Here is a 19,737-nt window from a genome sequence, read left to right as displayed (position 1 = left end):
AGTGACTTAGACTCGCAGCATGAGTGAACCGGACGCCGCGCGCCGCAGCGAAGACACAGCTGCACCATTGAGCTCTCGGCGCGTGCGGGCTCGACTCGCGCGCCGCATGACAGCGGCGCCGCGTGGCGGCGTCGCGCAGGTCTTGGAGCCGCTCGTCACGCTCCACCGCAGCGTGTACCCGAAGGCCGACGTAGCAGTCCTCCAGCAGGCATATGAGGTCGCCGAACAGCATCACACCGGTCAGATGCGAAAGTCCGGGGATCCGTACATCACGCATCCGCTGGCGGTCGCAACAATTCTCGCCGACCTCGGGATGGACACGACGACGTTGGTCGCCGCGCTGCTGCATGACACCGTCGAGGACACTGAGTACTCGCTCGAGCAACTCGAGAGTGACTTCGGCGCGGAGGTCGCGCACCTCGTCGACGGCGTGACGAAACTCGACAAGGTCGCGCTCGGCAGCGCTGCCGAAGGCGAGACGATCCGCAAGATGATCATCGCGATGGCCCGTGATCCGCGTGTGCTCGTGATCAAGGTCGCCGACCGCCTGCACAACATGCGGACCATGCGCTTCCTGCCGCCCGAGAAGCAGGCCCGCAAAGCCCGCGAGACGCTGGAAGTGATCGCGCCACTCGCGCATCGTCTCGGTATGGCGACCGTGAAATGGGAGTTGGAGGATCTCGCGTTCGCGATCCTGCACCCGAAGAAGTACGAGGAGATCGTGCGGCTCGTCGCCGATCGTGCGCCGAGTCGCGACACGTACCTGGCACGTGTGCGCGCCGACCTCGACAACGCGCTCGGCGGAGCTCACATCCAGGCGAACGTCGAAGGACGCCCGAAGCACTATTGGTCGATCTATCAGAAGATGATCGTCCGCGGTAAGGACTTCGACGACATCCACGACCTCGTCGGAATGCGCATCCTGTGCGACGAGGTCCGGGATTGTTACGCCGCGATCGGCGTCGTCCACTCGCTGTGGCAGCCGATGGCCGGCCGCTTCAAGGACTACATCGCCCAGCCGAGCTTCGGCGTGTACCAGTCGCTGCACACGACGGTGATCGGTCCGGAGGGCAAACCTCTGGAGATCCAGATCCGCACCCACGAGATGCACCGGACCGCCGAGTTCGGCATCGCCGCCCATTGGCGCTACAAGGAGGGCCGGAAAGGCAAGGGCCGCAAGGCGACCGATGTCGCCGAAGTCGACGATATGGCGTGGATGCGGCAGCTTCTCGACTGGCAACGCGAAGCCGCGGACCCGGGGGAGTTCCTCGAATCGTTGCGTTACGACCTGGCCGTCCGGGAGATCTTCGTCTTCACCCCGAAGGGCGACGTGATCACCTTGCCCGCGGGCTCGACGCCGGTCGACTTCGCCTACGCCGTCCACACCGAGGTCGGGCACCGCTGCATCGGCGCACGCGTCAACGGTCGCCTCGTCGCATTGGAACGACCGCTGGAGAACGGCGAGGTCATCGAGGTCTTTACGTCGAAAGCGGAGACCGCAGGCCCGAGCAAGGACTGGCAGAACTTCGTCGTCTCACCCCGGGCGAAGGCCAAGATCCGTCAGTGGTTCGCGAAGGAACGCCGCGAGGAAGCGCTCGAAGCGGGTAAGGACGCGATCGTCAAGGAGGTGCGCCGCGGCGGGTTGCCGCTGCACCGTCTCCTGTCTGGTGAGTCGGTGACGTCTGTCGCGAAGGAGTTCGGCTTCAACGACGTCGACGCCCTCTACACAGCGGTTGGCGAGGGACATGTTCCCGCCGGACGCATGGTGCACCGGCTGGTGGCGATGCTCGGCGGTGTCGAGGCGGCCGAGGACGAGATAGCGAATCGGGCGACACCGTCGTCGACGCAGAGCGCCCGCCCGAGTTCGGGTGACAGCGGTGTGGTCGTCGAAGGCATCGATAATGTACTCGTCAAGCTCGCCAAATGCTGCACCCCGGTGCCGGGCGACGAGATTCTGGGCTTCGTGACCCGCGGCGGCGGCGTCAGTGTCCACCGCGCCGACTGCACCAACTCCGAGGAGTTGCGGACGCAGCCGGAACGACTCGTCCCGGTCAGTTGGGCGGCGACGACGACCGCAGTATTCCTCGTCGCGATCCAGGTGGAGGCACTCGACCGTCACCGGCTGCTGTCCGATGTGACGAGGGTTCTGGCCGACGAGCGCGTCAACCTGCTGTCGGCGTCACTGACGACGAGCCGCGACCGTGTCGCGATCAGCCGGTTTACCTTCGAGATGGGCGACCCGAAACATCTCGGTCACGTCCTCAACGTGGTCCGCAATGTCGAAGGCGTGTACGACGTCTACCGGGTGACGTCAGCAGGCTGAGGCCACCCGGCAGACCGCATGTCAGTCGTCGTCGCTGACCGACGCCGTCTTGATCTCCAGGTTCGCCTTCGGAACGCCGTTCTCCTTAGTCGATCCGGGGCCGATGGCGACACCTTGCTTCATGACCTCGTCAATGACCTTGATGCCGTCCGGGGAAGCCTTGCCGATCACCGACAGCGGCGTCGTGGACGTCGAATCCCTGGTGAAGATGATGAAGTTCGCGTTGCCGGTATTCGACTGCTGGGCCGGATCCTGCGCCTGAGGATTGTTCGAATTGATGACGGCGACGGTGCCGCGCGGATAGGTGATCTGGCCTTCGGTCATGCCGAGTTGCGCCATCTGTGGGTCCGGCGGAGTCGTGCCGAGGAAGTCGGGTGCTTCGTCCGGCGAGTTCCATCCCGGCGAACCCGCACTGGTGCGGGTCGGATCGCCGCATTGCAGGCCCGCGATGTTCTGGCTGTCGGCGAGCCGGTAGCAGGTGGTTCCGTTGTAGTAGCCGTCGTTCGCGAGCGAGATGACGGCGTTGACGTTGCACGGTGCGTGGCCGCGGTCGAGGTCGATGGCGACGTCGCCCATATTGGTGCCGAGGGTCAGTTCGGCGGCACCCGAGTTGCGAGTCCGGGACTCCGGCTTCGGGGACGTCCGCTGATCTTTGGCTCCGTCACGGAGGGTGGTCAAGTACGCTTCAGCTTCCGGCTTCTTCGCCGCGTCCAGCTGCGGCAGCATCGCCTCGACGCTCTTGATCTGACTCTGGAGGTCTGCGGGAGCATCCGCGTAGTCGCACACAGTGTGTCGGTCGTTGTCCCAGGAGCGCCACCAGAAGTATCCGCCGACGGCTGCGATGGCGACGACGACGACGCCTGCTGCGGCGATCATCGAGAGTCGACGCCTCTTCGCGGCCTGCTTCTCGCGCTCAAGCCGTTCTTCGAGCTTGCGGCGGGCGGCGTCGCGACGCTCTTCGTTGGTCGACACGCTGGTGGAACCTCCTATAAGCGGTGTCCGCGGGCGAGAGTCCGCGCGGGGCCGCCCCATGCTATCGCAGAGGCCTGATCGCTCGATGAGACAATGGGTTCGACACACGAGAGAAGGGTGGCGTCCGTGCTGATCGCTGGATTCCCGGCTGGAGCGTTCCAGACCAACTGTTATCTGGTGGCGTCGGCGCCAGGTTTGGACGCCGTCGTCATCGACCCGGGTCAGGACGCTGCACCACAGGTACGTGCCGCGTTGGCCGAGTATTCGCTCACGCCGGTCGCTGTGTTTCTGACGCACGGGCACCTCGACCACACGTGGAACGCGCAAGAACTGGCCGATGAGTACTCGATGCCCGTCTACATTCACGCGGACGACCGTCCGATGTTGACCGATCCCGGGATGGGGATCGGGTCGGCGTTGTCGTCGATGATCGGTGACCTCGAGTTCATCGAACCGGAGAAGGTCATCGAGTTCGTCGACGGGGAGGACGTCGACGTCGCCGGTTTCCGCTGGGGCGTCGACCATGCGCCGGGCCATTCGCGCGGCAGCGTGCTGCTGACTCCCGACGTACCCGTCGACCCGGATACGGGGGAAGCTGTTTCCGTCTGCTTCTCGGGGGACGTACTGTTCAACGGTTCGATCGGTCGCACCGATCTGCCTGGAGGCAGTCACCAGCAACTACTCGCCTCGATCGCGGCGAAACTGCTGCCGCGCGACGACGACCAGGTGATTCTGCCCGGTCACGGGCCTCAGACGACGATCGGTACCGAACGTGTCGGCAACCCGTTCCTCGTCGATCTGCCAGATACCAAGAAGAAGGGACGATTCGGACTGTGAGCGAGTTCTCCGCGCCGAAAGGCATTCCGGACTATTTTCCGCCCGCTTCGGCGGATTTCCTCGCTGTCCGCAACGCGTTGACCGATGCGGCGTATCGCGCGGGTTACGGGCACATTGAGCTGCCGATCTTCGAGGAAACCGCGTTGTTCGCGCGCGGCGTCGGCGAGTCGACGGATGTGGTGAGCAAGGAGATGTACACGTTCGCCGATCGCGGCGGACGCACCGTCACGCTCCGCCCAGAAGGCACGGCGGGCGTGATGCGCGCGGTGATCCAGCACGGTCTCGATCGTGGGCAACTGCCAGTGAAGCTCTGCTACTCGGGGCCGTTCTTCCGCTACGAGCGTCCGCAGGCAGGCCGCTACCGGCAACTGCAGCAAGTGGGTGTCGAGGCGATCGGCGTCGACGATCCGGCGTTGGACGCAGAGGTCATCGCGATCGCCGACGAGGGCTACCGCAGGCTCGGCCTGACCGGTTACCGCTTGGATCTGACGTCGTTGGGCGATGACACGTGCCGATCCGAGTATCGGGAGATATTGCAGGAGTTCCTGCTCGGCCTCGACTTGGATGAGCCGACGCGTGAGCGTGCGCGCATCAACCCGCTGCGGGTGCTCGACGACAAGCGGCCGGAGGTGCGGGAGGCGACGGCCGACGCGCCGCTCATGCTCGACCATCTGAGCGATTCGGCACGTGAACACTTCGAGCAGGTGAAGGCTCATTTGGATCGTCTCGGTGTGCGGTATGTGATCAACCCGCGGCTGGTCCGCGGGCTCGACTACTACACGAAGACGACTTTCGAGTTCGTCCACGATGGGCTCGGCGCACAGTCGGGGATCGGTGGCGGCGGACGCTACGACGGTTTGATGAAGCAGATCGGCGGCAAGCAGGAGTTGTCCGGCATTGGGTTCGGCATCGGCGTCGACCGCACGATCCTCGCATTGCAGGCCGAGGGCGTCTCGGTATCGGGTGCGGCCCGAGTCCAGGTGTTCGGCGTTCCGCTCGGTGCTGCCGCCAAGGCGGAGATGGTGGGTGTCGCCGGAGCGCTGCGCGACGCCGGTATCTCGGTCGACCTGGCCTACGGTGACCGTGCGCTCAAGGGCGCCATGAAGGCCGCCGACCGTTCCGGTGCGCGGCTGGCTCTCGTCCTCGGCGAACGTGAACTCGACGAGCGGACTATCGAGATCAAAGACCTCACGAACGGTGAACAGCAGTCGGTGCCGCTCGACGACGTCCTCGCACAGGTGCGCAGCCGACTCGCCGTCTGAGGGCAACCGCGGGATTCGGTGATGCCCGCGGCACTGCGGAGTGCTGCGGACGTCGGCGAGTGCCGCGGCTGTGCGTGCGCGTACACCCTGTGGATAACGGGGGTGTCTTTGTGGGTCGATGGGCGTTCACTGTTCGCATGTGGCCAGCGGACAGGCATGGAATCGTGGATCGGTCGGCGGTACTCGCTGCCGGGTCGTCGGAACGTGCGCTTTCGGCGGCGGTGAAGGCGGGACTCCTGCTCGTCGTTGGCCGCGGCAAGTATGTGCCGCGCGAAGCGGTCGCCGAGCGCAAGGACGCGGCCGCGGTGCTGTATCGGGCCAAGTGCTTCGCGGCGGCGACCGGGCCGCGCGCGATGGTGCTCAGTCACGAATCCGCCGCCGCAGTGCACGGCTTGGCCCTTCTGTATCCGGACAATTCCAGGGTGCACATGACCAACGGGCAACCGGACGGGGGCTATAACCAGGTGCGCCGCGCGGTGCACGCGGGCGTCCTCGCCGACGACGAGATCGCCGAGGTCGACGGTGTCCTCGTTACGAGTGTGGTGCGAACCGTTGTGGACCTGGCGCTCGCGGCGGGGCATTTCGCCCAGGCGCTCACAGCTTTCGACGTCGGATTGGCGTCGCGCATAGTGCTGGAGGACCGGGCGGCGCTGCGGGACGAGATGGCACGCGCGCTCGCCTCCAGTCGCAGGGGTGTGGCACTCGCGCGGCGCGCACTGTCGTTCGCCGACGGCGGGGCGGAGTCGCCGGGGGAGTCGTGGAGTAGAGCCCAGATCATTGACGCGGGACTACCGGTTCCGGACCTCCAGGTCCGATACCGGTTGCGCTCGGGCCGGACTGCGTTCTGCGACTTCGGAACTAGGGGGAAATTCGTCGGAGAGTTCGACGGTTTGGTGAAGTACCGCCGCGAGATGCGCCACGGGGAGAGTCCGGAGGAGGTCGTCATCCGCGAGAAGATCCGGGAGGACGAGCTCCGCGACCTCGGTCTCAACGTGGCTCGGTGGGTCTGGGAGGACCTCCGGACGGGGCGAGTCGTCTCTATCGTCCGCAGCCACTACGAGGACGTCGGCATCCTCTGACATCCGCGGGTCCCGTCTACATCCGCAGCACCCCTGAATGCCGCGGATGTCGACGAAACCCGCGTCTGGCGTCGTCCAATGCCGCGGATGTCGGCGAAAGCCGCGTTTACAGGTCGTTGGTGGCGAACGTGTCGCAGCGTTTCGGATTTCCGGACTCGTAGCCGACGGTGAACCAGCGTTGCCGCTGTTGTGCGCTCCCGTGCGTCCAACCCTCCGGGTTGGAACCCGATCCCTGGATGGTGTCGTCGCCGATGGCCTTGGCAGTCTGGATCACCGAAGCGATCTGGTCGTCCGTCAACGGAGCGAGCATCGCGTCCGGGCCGTCGTCGGCGTGCTGCGCCCAGACGCCCGCCAAACAGTCGGCTTGCAGTTCGACACGGACCGAGCCGTCATTGCCCATCCGCTGCCCCTTGGCGAGGACACCCGTCAAGTTTTCGACATGGTGGCCGAATTCGTGGGCGACGACGTACTCCTGCGCCAGCGGTCCGTCTGAGCCGCCCATCCGCTTGAGTTCGCTGAAGAAGCTCGGATCGAAGTACGCGGTCTCGTCGGCCGGACAGTAGAACGGCCCCATCGCCGACGACGCCGCACCACAGCCGGTATTGATGTTCCCGGAGAAGATCTGGACAGACGGCTCGGTGTAGCCGCTCATCTGGTCGCCCCAGACCTTGTTGACACTGATCGCCGTCGCCTTGATCCGGCAGACGTCGTCGGTGTTGGCCTGTTCGATCGTGCAGCTGTCGATGTGCTCCTGCAGCGCAGCGTTCGATCCGGTGCTCGTCTGGGACGACGACGTGCCGCCGCCCATGATGTCTCCAGGATTGACGCCGAACAGGAGGGCGACGACCGTTACGACCAGGCCGAGACCGCCGCCCATCGCGATCCGTCCACCGCCCCCTCCGCCGCCGGCCGAGACATTGCCGCCAGCGAGCGGCCCGCTTCCCTGGAAAGTCATGAAGTCAGGCTAGCGGGTGCAGGACCGATTTCGGGGCATCGCGGTGGGAGTCAACAGAGTGCCCAGCGTCGGAGACGCAAGGGCTCCTGGGTCGGAGACGCACGTGTTGCTGTGTCGGAGACGTGAGTATCGGTGTGTCGGAGACGAAACGTAGACTGTGGCGAGATCATCTTGTCCTTATCAGGAAGGAACCCAGTGCTCCGCACGCATTTCGCTGGATCGTTGCGCCGCGAGGACGCCTCGCAGACTGTCACCGTTGCCGGTTGGGTCGCACGACGTCGCGACCACGGTGGGGTTGTGTTCATCGACCTCCGCGACTCTTCGGGCCTGGTCCAGGTGGTGTTCCGAGACGACGAGGTCGCCGAAGCCGCTCACCGTCTGCGTGCTGAGTTCTGTGTCCAGGTGACCGGTGTCGTCGAGGCACGGCCCGAAGGCAGCGAGAATCCGGCGCTCGCGTCCGGCGATATCGAGCTGAACGCCACTGAGCTCGTCGTGTTGAACGAGTCGGCTCCGCTGCCGTTCCAGCTCGACGAACAGCCCGGCGAGGAGACGCGCCTGCGCCACCGCTACCTGGACCTTCGTCGTGAAGGGCCCGCGCGCGCGATCCGTCTGCGCTCGCAGGTGAGCGCCGCGGCCCGCAGTGTCCTCGGTGGCCACGACTTCGTCGAGATCGAGACACCGACCCTCACCCGCTCCACTCCCGAGGGTGCGCGCGACTTCCTGGTGCCCGCACGCCTGCAGCCGGGTAGCTTCTATGCGCTGCCACAGAGCCCGCAGCTGTTCAAACAGCTGCTCATGGTCGCGGGCATGGAGCGGTATTACCAAATCGCGCGCTGCTACCGCGACGAAGATTTCCGCGCCGACCGCCAGCCAGAGTTCACGCAGCTCGACATCGAGATGAGCTTCGTCGACGAGGACGATGTGATCGCCCTCGCCGAGGAGATCCTGGTGTCGTTGTGGAAGCTGATCGGCCACGAGATCACCACTCCGATACCGCGTATCACTTACGCGGACGCGATGCGACGTTTCGGCAGCGACAAGCCTGATTTGCGCTTCGACATCGAACTCGTCGAATGCACCGATTTCTTCGCCGACACCCCGTTCCGCGTGTTCAAGGCGCCGTATGTCGGCGCCGTCGTGATGGCGGGCGGAGCGTCGCAGCCGCGTCGCCAGCTCGACGCGTGGCAGGAATGGGCTAAGCAGCGCGGCGCGAAGGGCCTGGCCTACGTGCTGGTCCAGGAGGACGGCACCCTCACCGGACCGGTGTCGAAGAACATTTCCGACACCGAACGCGCCACCATCGCTGCCCATGTCGGCGCGAAGCCCGGCGACTGCATTTTCTTCGCCGCTGGACCGACCAAACCGATGCGTGCGCTGCTCGGTGCTGCTCGGGGTGAGATCGCCGACAAGCTCGGCCTCATCAACGACGACGATTGGGCGTTCACCTGGGTCGTCGACGCACCGATGTTCGAGCCTGCCGACGATGCGACGGCCGCGGGCGACGTCGCTGTCGGTTCGGGCGCGTGGACCGCCGTGCATCATGCGTTCACCTCGCCCAAGCCCGAGTGCATGGCCGACCTCGAAGCTGATCCGGGGGCCGCGGTGGCGTACGCCTACGACATCGTGTGCAACGGCAACGAGATCGGTGGGGGATCGATCCGTATCCACCGCCGGGACGTGCAGGAACGCGTCTTCAAGATCATGGGCATCGGTGAGGAGGAGGCGCAGGAGAAGTTCGGCTTCCTGCTCGACGCCTTCGCCTACGGTGCGCCGCCGCACGGCGGCATCGCTTTCGGTTGGGACCGCATCACGTCTCTGCTGGCAGGCGAGGCGTCGATCCGCGAGGTCATCGCCTTCCCGAAGTCGGGTGGCGGCGTCGACCCGCTCACCGACGCGCCCGCGCCTATCACTGCGGCTCAGCGCAAGGAGTCGGGCATCGACGCGAAGCCCGCTCCCAAGAACGAACCGGGCCCCAAAGCTCAGGAGGGACAGGCAGTCAACGCCTGAATCAGTCATGACCCTTGTGGCACACGATCGAATCGACTCCGTCCTCGACGCGGCGCAGGACGTCCTGACGCGCCGAGCGGGAAGCCAAGTTCGGATCGACGACCCGGAGGATCTCGGCGGATCCGGACGAAGCACCGTGGTGCGCGTGCGGGTCGCCGACAATCCGGTCTCTCTTGATCGCACCGTCGTCGTCAAGGCGTTCGATGATAACTCCGAAGCCGGTCAGGTGCTGCGCGAGATCGCGTCGTACCGGTATGCGACGGCGCTGCCGACGGTGTCCCGCCCCGGCCCGCAGTTGCTCGCGTCCGACCTGGACACCCGCATCCTGGTGCTGACCGACTTGGGCAGCGGGCGCGGCATGCTCGACCAACTCGCATCGAACGACATCGACGACGTGCACCGCGGCGTCAGTGCGTGGGGCCAGGCGTTGGGGCGCATGCACGCGGCGACGTACGGCGGGGAGGACGACTTCCAAGCGTTGCTCCGAGTGAGCGGGCGCGGCGGTGCGGGACCGCGTGAGGTCTCCGGCGAGCCGATGTTGGCGGGAATCGGCAACGAGGCGTCGGGGTCGATCCGGCGCACGGACGAAGTGGCGGCGGAGGTCGGCATCGATGTTCCGGACGAGTTCCGGAGAGTCCTGGACGCCGGCCTGACCCTCTTCGACGAGGGTCGGTTCCGCGCGTTCAGTCCGTCCGACGTGGGCCCCGACAACATCCTCTTCAACGATGACGGTGTCCAGTTCATGGACTACGAGTGGGGTGCGTTCCGTGATGCGACCCTTGATGTCGCGTATGCGTTGACGACATTCCCCGCTGCACTGTCCGACCAAGGGGTCGCCCACCAGGTGGAACTGGAGTCGGCGTTGGTGGACGCGTGGCGGTCCGAAGCCGGACCGCTGTGGCCCGCGTTGAATGACGACACGACGCTGGAGAATCTGTTGCTGACGCCGCGGACTCTGTGGACGTGGTTGGGGACGTACTGGATGCTTGAGTCGGATACGTCCGGGCACGATTGGGCTCTCCACACGAGTGACCCTCGCGTCGTGACGGCTCGCTGGGCCGATCTCGCGGTAGCGGCAGACGGTATGGCGGGGGGCGGAGCCGTCGAGGCGGTAGCGGGTGTGGCTCACGATGTGCAGCGCGCGCTGCAACGACTCTGGTTCGAGTGATCGGCCGCCGATGACCGATTCGGACGGGCTCTTCGACGACGTCGGTACCGGGAGGCGCACTACACCGCAGGCGCCCGCACCGTCGGCGCCACTAGCCGTGAGAATGCGGCCGACGACCCTCGACGAGGTCGTGGGTCAAGACCACCTGCTCGGGCAACGATCCCCGCTGCGGAGGCTGATCGCGGGTTCCGGCGGATCGTCGGTGATGCTCTACGGTCCGCCCGGCACCGGAAAGACGACGATGGCGTCGTTGATCAGCCAAGCGACGGGCGGCAGTTTCGAAGCTCTCTCGGCACTGTCTGCCGGCGTCAAAGAGGTGCGCGCCGTGATCGACGCGGCGCGACGTCGGCTCGTCCAAGGAGAACAGACGGTCCTGTTCATCGACGAGGTCCATCGATTCTCTAAAACTCAGCAGGACGCGCTGCTCGACGCCGTCGAGAACCGCATTGTCTTGTTGGTCGCGGCGACGACGGAGAATCCGTCGTTCTCGGTGGTCGCCCCGCTGCTGTCCCGGTCGCTGGTGCTGAATCTGCGGTCGTTGACTGACGTGGACGTCCGGACTGTCCTGCAGCGGGCGGTCGCCGACCCGCGCGGCCTCGACGGTTCGGTCGAGATCGCCGACGAAGCGCTCGAACATCTCGTCGCCGTCTCCGGCGGTGATGCACGGCGGGCGTTGACGGCGTTGGAGGCCAGCGCCGACGGCGCATCTGATGGGGTTGTCTCGGTCGCCGATGTGGAAGCCGCTATCGACCGGGCGGCCGTCCGCTATGACCGGTCCGGCGATCAGCATTACGACGTGACTAGTGCGTTCATCAAGTCGATCCGCGGCTCGGACGTCGACGCGGCCCTGCACTATCTAGCCAGGATGATTTCGGCGGGCGAAGACCCGCGGTTCATCGCGAGGCGTCTGATGATCCATGCGAGCGAAGACGTTGGGATGGCCGATCCGGTAGCTCTGCAGACTGCGGTCGCCGCGAGCCAGGTGGTCCAGCTCGTCGGTATGCCGGAGGCGCAGTTGGCGTTGGCGCAGGCGACGATCCATCTGGCGACTGCACCCAAGTCGGGCGCGGTGACGTCCGCGCTCGGTGCAGCCATGGCCGATGTGGCGGCGGGCAAGATCGGAGCGGTGCCGCCGCATCTGCGTGACGGCCATTACGCGGGTGCCAAGAAGCTCGGCAATGCCGTCGGTTACCGGTTTCCGCATGATCATCCCGATGGTGTTCTACCGCAACAGTATCCGCCGGACGGACTCGTCGGTTCCGACTATTACGCGCCGACTGACCACGGTTTTGAACGCGAGTTGGGGCCGCGAGTTGGCAAGCTTCGCTCGATCGTTCGCGGCCTCGCGGGACGTGCTCGCCGCGGTTGACGCGTGCTGCGTGAACTCGATTGTCACAGCCCGGTAAACTTGTATACCGGTATACACACTCCAACGAAGGACACCGCCGCAGTGCAGACGCATGACATTCGGAAGCGGTTCCTGGATCACTTCATCCGGGCCGGACACACCGAGGTGCCCAGCGCATCGCTGATTCTCGACGACCCGAACCTGCTGTTCGTGAACGCGGGCATGGTGCCGTTCAAGCCGTACTTCCTCGGCGACCAGACGCCCCCGTACGACCGTGCGACGAGTGTGCAGAAGTGTGTGCGGACCCTGGACATCGAAGAGGTCGGCATCACGACCCGGCACAACACGTTCTTCCAGATGGCTGGCAACTTCTCGTTCGGCGACTATTTCAAGCGCGAGGCGATCAATTTCGCGTGGACGTTGCTGACCGATTCCGTCGACGACGGCGGCTATGGCATCGACGCGACTCGACTGTGGCCGACCGTGTACCTCGACGACGACGAGGCTGAACGGATTTGGCGCGACGAGATCGGCGTGCCCGCCGAGCGGATCCAGCGTCGTGGACTTAAGGACAACTACTGGTCGATGGGCGTGCCCGGACCGTGCGGTCCGTGCTCGGAGATCTTCTATGATCGTGGCCCCGACTATGGTGTCGAGGGCGGCCCGGAGGCTGACGAGGACCGGTACATCGAGATCTGGAATCTCGTGTTCATGGAGAACGTCCGCGGTGAGGGCGGCGGTAAGGACGGCTACGAGATTCTCGGCCCCCTGCCGAAGAAGAACATTGACACCGGTATGGGCATCGAACGCGTCGCGTGCATTCTGCAGGGTGTCGACAATGTGTACGAGACGGATCTGTGTCGCCCGATCATCGACTTGGCGGCGCAGTTGACGGGCCGCGGTTACGGTGCCGGTCGGCATGAGGACGACGTCCTGTTCCGGGTGATCGCTGACCACGCGCGCACGGCGGTGATGTTGATCGGCGACGGCGTCGTGCCGTCCAATGATGGGCGCGGCTATGTGCTGCGTCGCCTGTTGCGCCGTATTGTGCGTTCGGTCCGGTTGCTCGGCGCCGGGAACGAAGTGAGCGGGCCGGTTGGTGCTGGCGCCGGGAACGAAGTGAGCGGGCCGGTTGGTGCTGGCGCCGGGAACGAAGTGAGCGGGCCGGTTAGTGCTGGCGTGGATGCGTCGATGGGACGAATCGCCGACGCGGTCATCGATCTGATGAGCCCGTCGTATCCGGAACTGGCGCAGCAGCGCGCTCACATTGTGGCAGTCGCTGTCGGCGAGGAGGCGAGCTTCTCCAGGACGCTCGCGGCGGGCTCGAAGTTGTTCTCGGAGGCTGCGGATGCGACGAAGGCGAGCGGCAATTCGCAGATCAGTGGCAGCGATGCGTTCGCGTTGCACGACACGTATGGGTTCCCCATCGAGTTGACGCTGGAGATGGCGTCTGAGGCGGGCTTGCAGGTCGACCGGGATGGTTTCACCGAACTCATGGCCGAGCAGCGCAGTCGTGCGAAGGCCGATGCGACGTCGCGGAAGTCGTCGCACGCTGACCAGACGGTGTACCGGGAATTCCTCGACCGTGGGCCGACTGTGTTCACTGGATTCGACGAGTTGGTGTCGGAGGCGCGGGTGCTCGGGCTCGTTGCGGGCGGTGAACGGATCCGTTCGGCGTCGCCGGGCAGTGAACTCGAAGTGATTCTCGACCGCAGCCCGTTGTATGCGGAGGCCGGCGGTCAGACCGCGGATCAGGGCGTCATCACGACGTCTGACGGTGTCCGGTTGTCGGTGAAGGATGTGCAGAAGGTCGGCAAACAGGTGTGGTTGCACCGCGTGGTCGTCGACGAGGGCGAGATCACTGAGGGCGACGAGGTTCTCGCGAGCGTTGACTCCGGGTGGCGTCACGGTGCGACGCAGGGCCATTCGGGTACGCACCTGGTGGGTGCGGCGCTGCGGCAGATCCTGGGTCCGACCGCGACTCAGGCCGGTTCGTTGAACCGGCCCGGCTATCTGAGGTTCGATTTCCATTCGGCGAGCGGTCTCACGGATGAGCAGCGTGTGCAGATCGAACAGATCAGCAATGAGGCGGTTGAATCGAACTTCCAGGTCAACACCTTTGAGACCGATCTGGCCAAGGCGAAGGCGATGGGTGCGATGGCGCTCTTCGGCGAGAATTACGGCGATCGCGTGCGCGTGGTCGAGATCGGTGGACCGTTCTCCATGGAATTGTGCGGCGGCACGCATGTCGGTAGTTCAGCGCAGGTCGGTCCGATCACGGTGATTGGGGAGTCGTCTGTCGGCTCCGGCGTCCGACGGGTCGAGGCGTACGTCGGCATGGACTCTTTCCGCTACCTGTCGAAGGAGCGGGCGCTCATGGCGGGTCTGGCGTCATCGTTGAAGGTGCCGTCTGATCAGGTTCCGGGCCGTGTCGAACAGTTGGTCGCCCGTCTGCGTGACGCCGAGAAGGCGCTCGACGCGGCGAAGGCCGAGCAGGCGCGCGCTGCCGTGTCCGGGCTCATCGACCAGGCTCAGACGGTCGGGGAGACTCTCGTCGTCGCCGGTCGCGTGGCCGACGGTGTGGACGCGAACGGTCTGCGCTCGCTCGTTACTGATTTGCGCGGCCGCGTCGCCGACCGGAACGCCGTCGTTGTGTTGTTCTCCGCCGACGGCGACAAGGTTCCGTTCGCGGTCGGCACTACTGACGCGGCGCGCGCAGCTGGGATCAAGGCGGGCGACGTCGTCAAGGAGATTGCTCCGTTGGTTGCCGGTCGTGGCGGCGGAAAGCCCGACCTGGCACAAGGGTCGGGCACGGATGCGTCCGGCGTGGATGCCGCGCTCGTGCGCGTGCGCGACGTCGTCGGCGGGCGATGATCGCGCCTCGCGGCCGGCGGATCGCGATCGATGTGGGGAGTGTGCGAGTCGGGGTCGCGGTCTGCGATCCCGATGGGATCCTCGCCACGCCTGTCGAAACGGTGCGGCGCGCTAAGGACGGCAGCGACATCGAACGCATCGTCGAGATCATTGACGAGTATGAGGCGATCGGTGTGGTCATCGGTCTGCCGCGGACGCTGGCGAACACCGAGGGGCAGGCGGTGAAGTTTGCGCGGGGGTTCGGGAGAGCGCTCGTAGCACGGCTGCGTGACCGCGACGATCGGCCGGAAGTGCCGACTGAGTTTTACGACGAACGGTTGACGACAGTTACCGCAACAACGGCATTACGAGCAAGTGGTGTGAAGGCGAAGGATGCGCGCGCCGTCGTGGATCAGGCTGCTGCGGTGGCTATCCTGCAGGGATGGTTGGACGCGCACCGGTGAAGCATTCGCCGATGAGGAGGATCGATCGACGTGACTGATCAGGACCCGACGTCCCGCCCGGGGAGCGACGACTCCCGGCGGTATTTCACCGACCGGCCCGCTTCGCAGGCCCCGAACCGGCATCGTCGTCGTCGTGGGCCGGGTGATCCGACGACTACGGGCAGCATTCCGATCGTCCGCGTCGATCGGACGCTGCCGGACCCGACGATCGAGTATCGGACTCCGGAGCCCACCGAGGGTGAGTCGTCGTATTTCGAGGTGCGGTATCGCAGTTCGGACGATTCGGCGATGCAGTTCACCGACCCGCAGTGGACGCAGCAGCCTCCGCCTACGCACGCGCGCCCGGAGCCGCCCGCGCCGCGCCGACATGCGCAGCCTCCCCAAGCTCCCCCGGGTGAGCCGGTACCAGAGGTGCAGACTCAGCCGACGCAACGGGTGGCGCCTGTGTCCCGCCATGCGGCTCCTGCGACGTTCTCGCCACGGGCCCAGCAGCCTCCGGCCGAATCGGTCGTGGCGGAACCGGCCGAGGCGCACGATTCCGCGTTCGATGTCCTCGAGTCGCGTCGCGAACACGTGGGGGAGTCGCCGCGCGAGACGCGGGTCTACCCGCCGGACGACGCGGAATCCGGGGCCGAGTACGAGCCATCGGCGCTCGACATCTTGGACGACGACGGCGACGATCCCGTCGTAGGCGGTGCGATGCCGGCGCGTCGACGCAACAAGCGCGTCCTGGTCGGTGTCGGAGCGGTCGCGCTGATCTTGGTGCTCGTCGTCGGTGGACTCGGGCTCAAATGGTTCGGTGTCTTCGACTCGCGGACCGACTATGACAGCGCGACGGGGTCAGGTGCGGTGCTCGTCGAGGTCCCGGCGGACGCTGCGATCCGCGACGTCGGACAGACGTTGGCTGACGCGGGTGTCGTCGGCAGCAAGCGAGCGTTCGTGGACGCTGCGGAGAACGGTCCGGGTGTGTCGGCGGGGTTCTACGATCTGCCGAAGGGGATCTCGGCGAAGAGCGCGCTCGAGATGATGAGCGGCACTGATAAACGGGTCGGCCGGATTATCGTTCCCGAAGGGCTGCAGCTGGATTCGAAGGAGAGCACCGGCGGGAACACACGGCCGGGCATCTTCGAGATGATCTCGAAGGCGACGACGATCACCACCGACGACGGGGACTACGGCGTGAGCGTCGAGCAACTCGACGACGCGGCAGCTCAGGCGACACCCGACGAGTTGGGCATCCCGTCCTGGGCGAAGCAGAAGGTGCAGAAGTTGACTGGTGACCACCGGCGCATCGAGGGTCTCATCGCTTCCGGAGCGTGGGAGGACATCGATCCGCGGCTCGACGCGAAGCAGATTCTGCGCGAACTCATCACGCGCAGCGAGACGCGTTACACGGCGTGGGGTCTCCTCGATGGCAATGATGCGAAGCTGTCGCCGTACGATGCGCTGACCGTCGCGTCGATCGTGGAGGCGGAGGCGCGGAAGGAGGATGACTTCCCGAAGGTCGCGCGCGTCATTCTCAACCGTCTGGACCGCGATCAGCGGTTGGAGATGGACTCGACCGCCAACTACACGGCGGACGTCCGGGCCAACGACCTGCACGGCGACGCGTACAACGACGACAATGAATGGAACACGTACAAGCACAACGGACTGCCGTTGACGCCGATCGGCGCGGTCGGTGACCGTGCGCTCCGTGCGACCGAGGATCCCGCGAACGGATCCTGGCTCTACTTCGTGACCGTCGATGAGGACGGGACCACGTTGTTCGCGAGCACTTTCGAAAAGCATAAGCAGAACCGTCAGGTCGCGTGCCGTAACAAATTCCTGAAGGTCGGTTGTGAATAACAGACTCGTGCGTCGCGCGGCGGTGCTCGGGTCGCCGATCGGTCACTCGCGGTCGCCCGCGTTGCACCGGGCAGCGTATGCCGCGCTCGGTCTGGAGGGGTGGACGTACGACGCATTCGAGACCACAGGCGGCCAACTCGCCGACCGGGTCGGCGGCGTCGGGCCGGAGTGGGTCGGATTCTCGGTGACGATGCCGTGCAAGTCGGCTGCTCTCGCGTTTGCTGACTCGGCGACGCCGCGCGCGACACTCATCGGGTCGGCCAACACTTTGGTCCGGTCCGGCGACGGTTGGCGAGCCGACTGCACGGACGTCGACGGCGTGACGGGCGCACTCGCGGAGGTCGGGTTCGTCGAACCGCCGAACCGAGCCGTGCTGATCGGGGCGGGCGGGACCGCGCGGCCCGCGTTGGCGGCGCTCGCCGAGTCGGGCGTTCGCGATGTCGCCGTCGTTGCTCGCGACGCCGCACGGGCCGCTGGACTACTTTCTCTCGCGGACCGTTTATCGGTCAACGCGCGCGTGATCGATTTCGCGCCTACTGACGGACTGCGCGCCGAGTGCGCGGCAGCCGACGTCACCGTCTCCACGGTGCCCGCCGGGGCAGCCGCCGTCCTGGCGCTGCAGGTTGCGGCGTCGGCGCGGTTGATCGACGTCATCTACGATCCGTGGCCGACACCGCTCGCCACCGCCGTCGCCGACGCCGGTGGCGTCGTCGTCGGCGGGCTGGTGATGCTGCTGAATCAGGCGTACAGCCAGGTGGAGCAGTTCACTGGTTCACCTGCGCCGAAGGCCGCCATGGCCGCAGCGGTCGGCATCGACGCAGACTGAGTCGCTCCGGGCCCCGCTCACCGCTACCGCCGGTTGTGGATAACGCGGTTGGCATCGTCGGGCCGAGCGACGATGCTTGCGTTCGTGATCGCCGTCGCGCTCGTTCTCGCCTGTGCCGCGGCCGCGTGCGCGACGGCAGACGTACGGACCGGTCGCATACCCAACGCACTCACCCTGCCCGCGATCGGACTCGTCGCGGCGGCTGGGATCGTGGATCCGCTTGTTCCACTCGCCGGCGCCCTGTGCGCGTCGGTCTACGCCGTCGCGTTCGCGTTTCGGACGTGCGGCGGCGGGGATGTGAAGCTGGCCGCGGTGGTCGGTGGAGCGGTCGGAGCGCCCGCGGCCGCATTGACGACGGTCGTCATCGCCGCCGGTTTCTCTCTCGTCGTGAGCCTCGTCGGCCGTCGGCGCGCCGTCGTCCACGGGCCTGCGCTCGTCGCCGCCGCCGGTCTGGTGGCAGCGTGTTCGATCGCCGCCGGCCCGTGACCAGTCGCGGATCGTGACGTCCGAATTCGGTGGGTGAAGCCGACTCTGGAACAATTGACGATGTGCTGCGTTGGATGACTGCCGGAGAATCACATGGACCGGCCCTGGTTGCCCTTGTCGAGGGAATGGTGGCGGGTGTGGAGATCACATCCGCCGACATCGCTGAACAATTGGCTCGACGCCGCCTCGGTTACGGCCGCGGCGCGCGGATGAAGTTCGAAGCCGACGAGGTCAGGGTGATCGGCGGTGTCCGGCACGGCAAGACCCTCGGCGGGCCGATTGCCGTCGAGATCGGCAACACCGAATGGCCCAAATGGGAGAAGGTGATGGCTGCCGATCCGGTCGATGAGGACGAACTAGCGGGCAGTGCACGCAATGCGGCGCTGACGCGGCCACGTCCCGGGCATGCCGACTACTCGGGCATGCTCAAGTACGGATTCGACGACGCCCGCCCGATCCTGGAACGTGCGAGCGCCCGTGAGACCGCGGCCCGCGTCACCGCAGGAACTGTCGCCCGCAACTTCCTCGCGCAGGTCCTCGGGATCGAGATCGTCTCGCACATCATTTCGATCGGCGACAGCGAACCGTACACCGGTCCCGCTCCGCGACCGGAAGACCTGGAAGCGATCGATGCGAGCCCAGTCCGTGCGTTCGGTGAGGACGCACAGACGTCGATGATCGAGGAGATCGAGGCCGCCAAACGGGACGGCGATACCCTCGGCGGCGTCGTCGAGGTCATCGTGACCGGTGTACCGGTCGGTCTCGGTTCGCATGTGAGCGGCGAGACCCGGCTGGATGCGCGGCTGGCAGCAGCGCTCATGGGCATTCAGGCCATCAAGGGTGTCGAGGTCGGCGACGGCTTCGAGACGGCACGACGACGCGGCAGCCAGGCTCACGACGAGATGGTGGCCGGCGTCGACGGTGTCCTCCGTTCGACGAACCGCGCGGGCGGCCTCGAAGGCGGCATGACCAACGGTGAAGACCTGCGTGTTCGGGCCGCGATGAAACCGATCTCTACGGTGCCGCGAGCCCTGGCGACCGTCGACATGACCACCGGCGAACCGGCGAGCGCAATCCATCAGCGCAGCGATGTGTGCGCGGTGCCCGCCGCAGGCGTCGTCGCCGAGGCGATGGTGGCGCTCGTCGTCGCACAGGCGGCGTTGGAGAAGTTCGGCGGGGATTCGGTCACCGAGACACAGACCAACGTGCGCGCCTACCTGGACACGGTGCACGCGCGTCCCCCACGCCCGTGACCGATGCAGCACCGGTGACCGACCCGGCGACGGACCGTCCGGTCGTCGTTCTGGCC

At 66.1% G+C, this 19,737-nt stretch carries 15 protein-coding genes; 13 read left to right on the top strand and 2 right to left on the bottom strand.

What is annotated here, in order from left to right; all coding sequences use genetic code 11:
• Positions 1-19 precede the first annotated feature (19 nt).
• The gene (locus MP11Mi_RS16640; protein ID WP_420039984.1) at positions 20-2,323 is read left to right on the top strand and encodes a RelA/SpoT family protein; all 2,304 of its coding nucleotides are present in this window, start codon (positions 20-22) and stop codon (positions 2,321-2,323) included.
• Positions 2,324-2,344: 21 nt separating this feature from the next.
• Here the strand turns inward: MP11Mi_RS16640 and MP11Mi_RS16635 are convergent, their stop codons facing one another.
• On the bottom strand, positions 2,345-3,295 hold the full coding sequence (locus MP11Mi_RS16635) for a peptidylprolyl isomerase (protein WP_420039983.1): 951 nt from the start codon (positions 3,293-3,295) through the stop codon (positions 2,345-2,347).
• Between the two features lie 126 nt (positions 3,296-3,421).
• Between MP11Mi_RS16635 and MP11Mi_RS16630 the strand changes: the two genes are divergently transcribed.
• The 3 genes from MP11Mi_RS16630 to MP11Mi_RS16620 all read left to right on the top strand — a co-directional run bounded on the left by MP11Mi_RS16630 (position 3,422) and on the right by MP11Mi_RS16620 (position 6,473).
• A complete protein-coding gene (locus MP11Mi_RS16630) occupies positions 3,422-4,132 on the top strand; it encodes an MBL fold metallo-hydrolase (protein WP_420039982.1) in 711 nt (236 codons plus the stop codon).
• The gene (hisS, locus tag MP11Mi_RS16625; protein ID WP_420039981.1) at positions 4,129-5,394 is read left to right on the top strand and encodes a histidine--tRNA ligase; all 1,266 of its coding nucleotides are present in this window, start codon (positions 4,129-4,131) and stop codon (positions 5,392-5,394) included. Before MP11Mi_RS16630 ends, hisS begins: the two co-directional genes overlap by 4 nt.
• Positions 5,395-5,531: 137 nt before the next feature.
• Complete coding sequence (locus MP11Mi_RS16620) at positions 5,532-6,473, top strand: type IV toxin-antitoxin system AbiEi family antitoxin domain-containing protein (protein WP_420039980.1); 942 nt, start codon at positions 5,532-5,534, stop codon at positions 6,471-6,473.
• Between the two features lie 106 nt (positions 6,474-6,579).
• Here the strand turns inward: MP11Mi_RS16620 and ypfJ are convergent, their stop codons facing one another.
• The gene (ypfJ, locus tag MP11Mi_RS16615) at positions 6,580-7,428 is read right to left on the bottom strand and encodes a KPN_02809 family neutral zinc metallopeptidase (RefSeq protein ID WP_420039979.1); all 849 of its coding nucleotides are present in this window, start codon (positions 7,426-7,428) and stop codon (positions 6,580-6,582) included.
• Between the two features lie 195 nt (positions 7,429-7,623).
• Between ypfJ and aspS the strand changes: the two genes are divergently transcribed.
• The 9 genes from aspS (at position 7,624) to aroC (ending at position 19,681) form a co-directional block, all read left to right on the top strand.
• The gene (gene aspS, locus MP11Mi_RS16610) at positions 7,624-9,435 is read left to right on the top strand and encodes an aspartate--tRNA ligase (protein ID WP_420039978.1); all 1,812 of its coding nucleotides are present in this window, start codon (positions 7,624-7,626) and stop codon (positions 9,433-9,435) included.
• A gap of 7 nt (positions 9,436-9,442) precedes the next feature.
• Complete coding sequence (locus tag MP11Mi_RS16605) at positions 9,443-10,603, top strand: phosphotransferase family protein (protein ID WP_420039977.1); 1,161 nt, start codon at positions 9,443-9,445, stop codon at positions 10,601-10,603.
• 10 nt (positions 10,604-10,613) lie between these two features.
• Positions 10,614-11,972 (top strand): replication-associated recombination protein A, encoded by a 1,359-nt coding sequence (locus MP11Mi_RS16600; protein ID WP_420039976.1) that lies wholly within the window; start codon positions 10,614-10,616, stop codon positions 11,970-11,972.
• Between the two features lie 81 nt (positions 11,973-12,053).
• Entirely contained in the window at positions 12,054-14,825 is a 2,772-nt protein-coding gene (gene alaS, locus MP11Mi_RS16595; RefSeq protein WP_420039975.1) for an alanine--tRNA ligase, read from the top strand.
• Positions 14,822-15,268 carry a Holliday junction resolvase RuvX gene (gene ruvX, locus MP11Mi_RS16590; RefSeq protein ID WP_420039974.1) on the top strand — a complete coding sequence of 149 codons (447 nt, stop codon included), beginning with the start codon at positions 14,822-14,824 and terminating at the stop codon, positions 15,266-15,268. Before alaS ends, ruvX begins: the two co-directional genes overlap by 4 nt.
• Positions 15,269-15,298: 30 nt before the next feature.
• Positions 15,299-17,116, top strand: a complete 1,818-nt coding sequence (locus MP11Mi_RS16585) for an endolytic transglycosylase MltG (protein ID WP_420039973.1) — start codon at positions 15,299-15,301, stop codon at positions 17,114-17,116.
• A complete protein-coding gene (locus MP11Mi_RS16580) occupies positions 17,109-17,942 on the top strand; it encodes a shikimate dehydrogenase (RefSeq protein WP_420039972.1) in 834 nt (277 codons plus the stop codon). Before MP11Mi_RS16585 ends, MP11Mi_RS16580 begins: the two co-directional genes overlap by 8 nt.
• Before the next feature lie 72 nt (positions 17,943-18,014).
• On the top strand, positions 18,015-18,428 hold the full coding sequence (locus tag MP11Mi_RS16575; RefSeq protein WP_420039971.1) for a prepilin peptidase: 414 nt from the start codon (positions 18,015-18,017) through the stop codon (positions 18,426-18,428).
• A 74-nt stretch (positions 18,429-18,502) separates the two neighbouring features.
• Positions 18,503-19,681, top strand: coding sequence for a chorismate synthase (gene aroC / locus MP11Mi_RS16570; protein ID WP_420039970.1), 1,179 nt, complete (start codon positions 18,503-18,505; stop codon positions 19,679-19,681).
• Positions 19,682-19,737: the final 56 nt, after the last annotated feature.

Source organism: Gordonia abscondita (assembly GCF_032711245.1).
Taxonomy (GTDB): domain Bacteria; phylum Actinomycetota; class Actinomycetes; order Mycobacteriales; family Mycobacteriaceae; genus Gordonia.
This window is presented reverse-complemented; position numbering and strand designations above follow the sequence as displayed.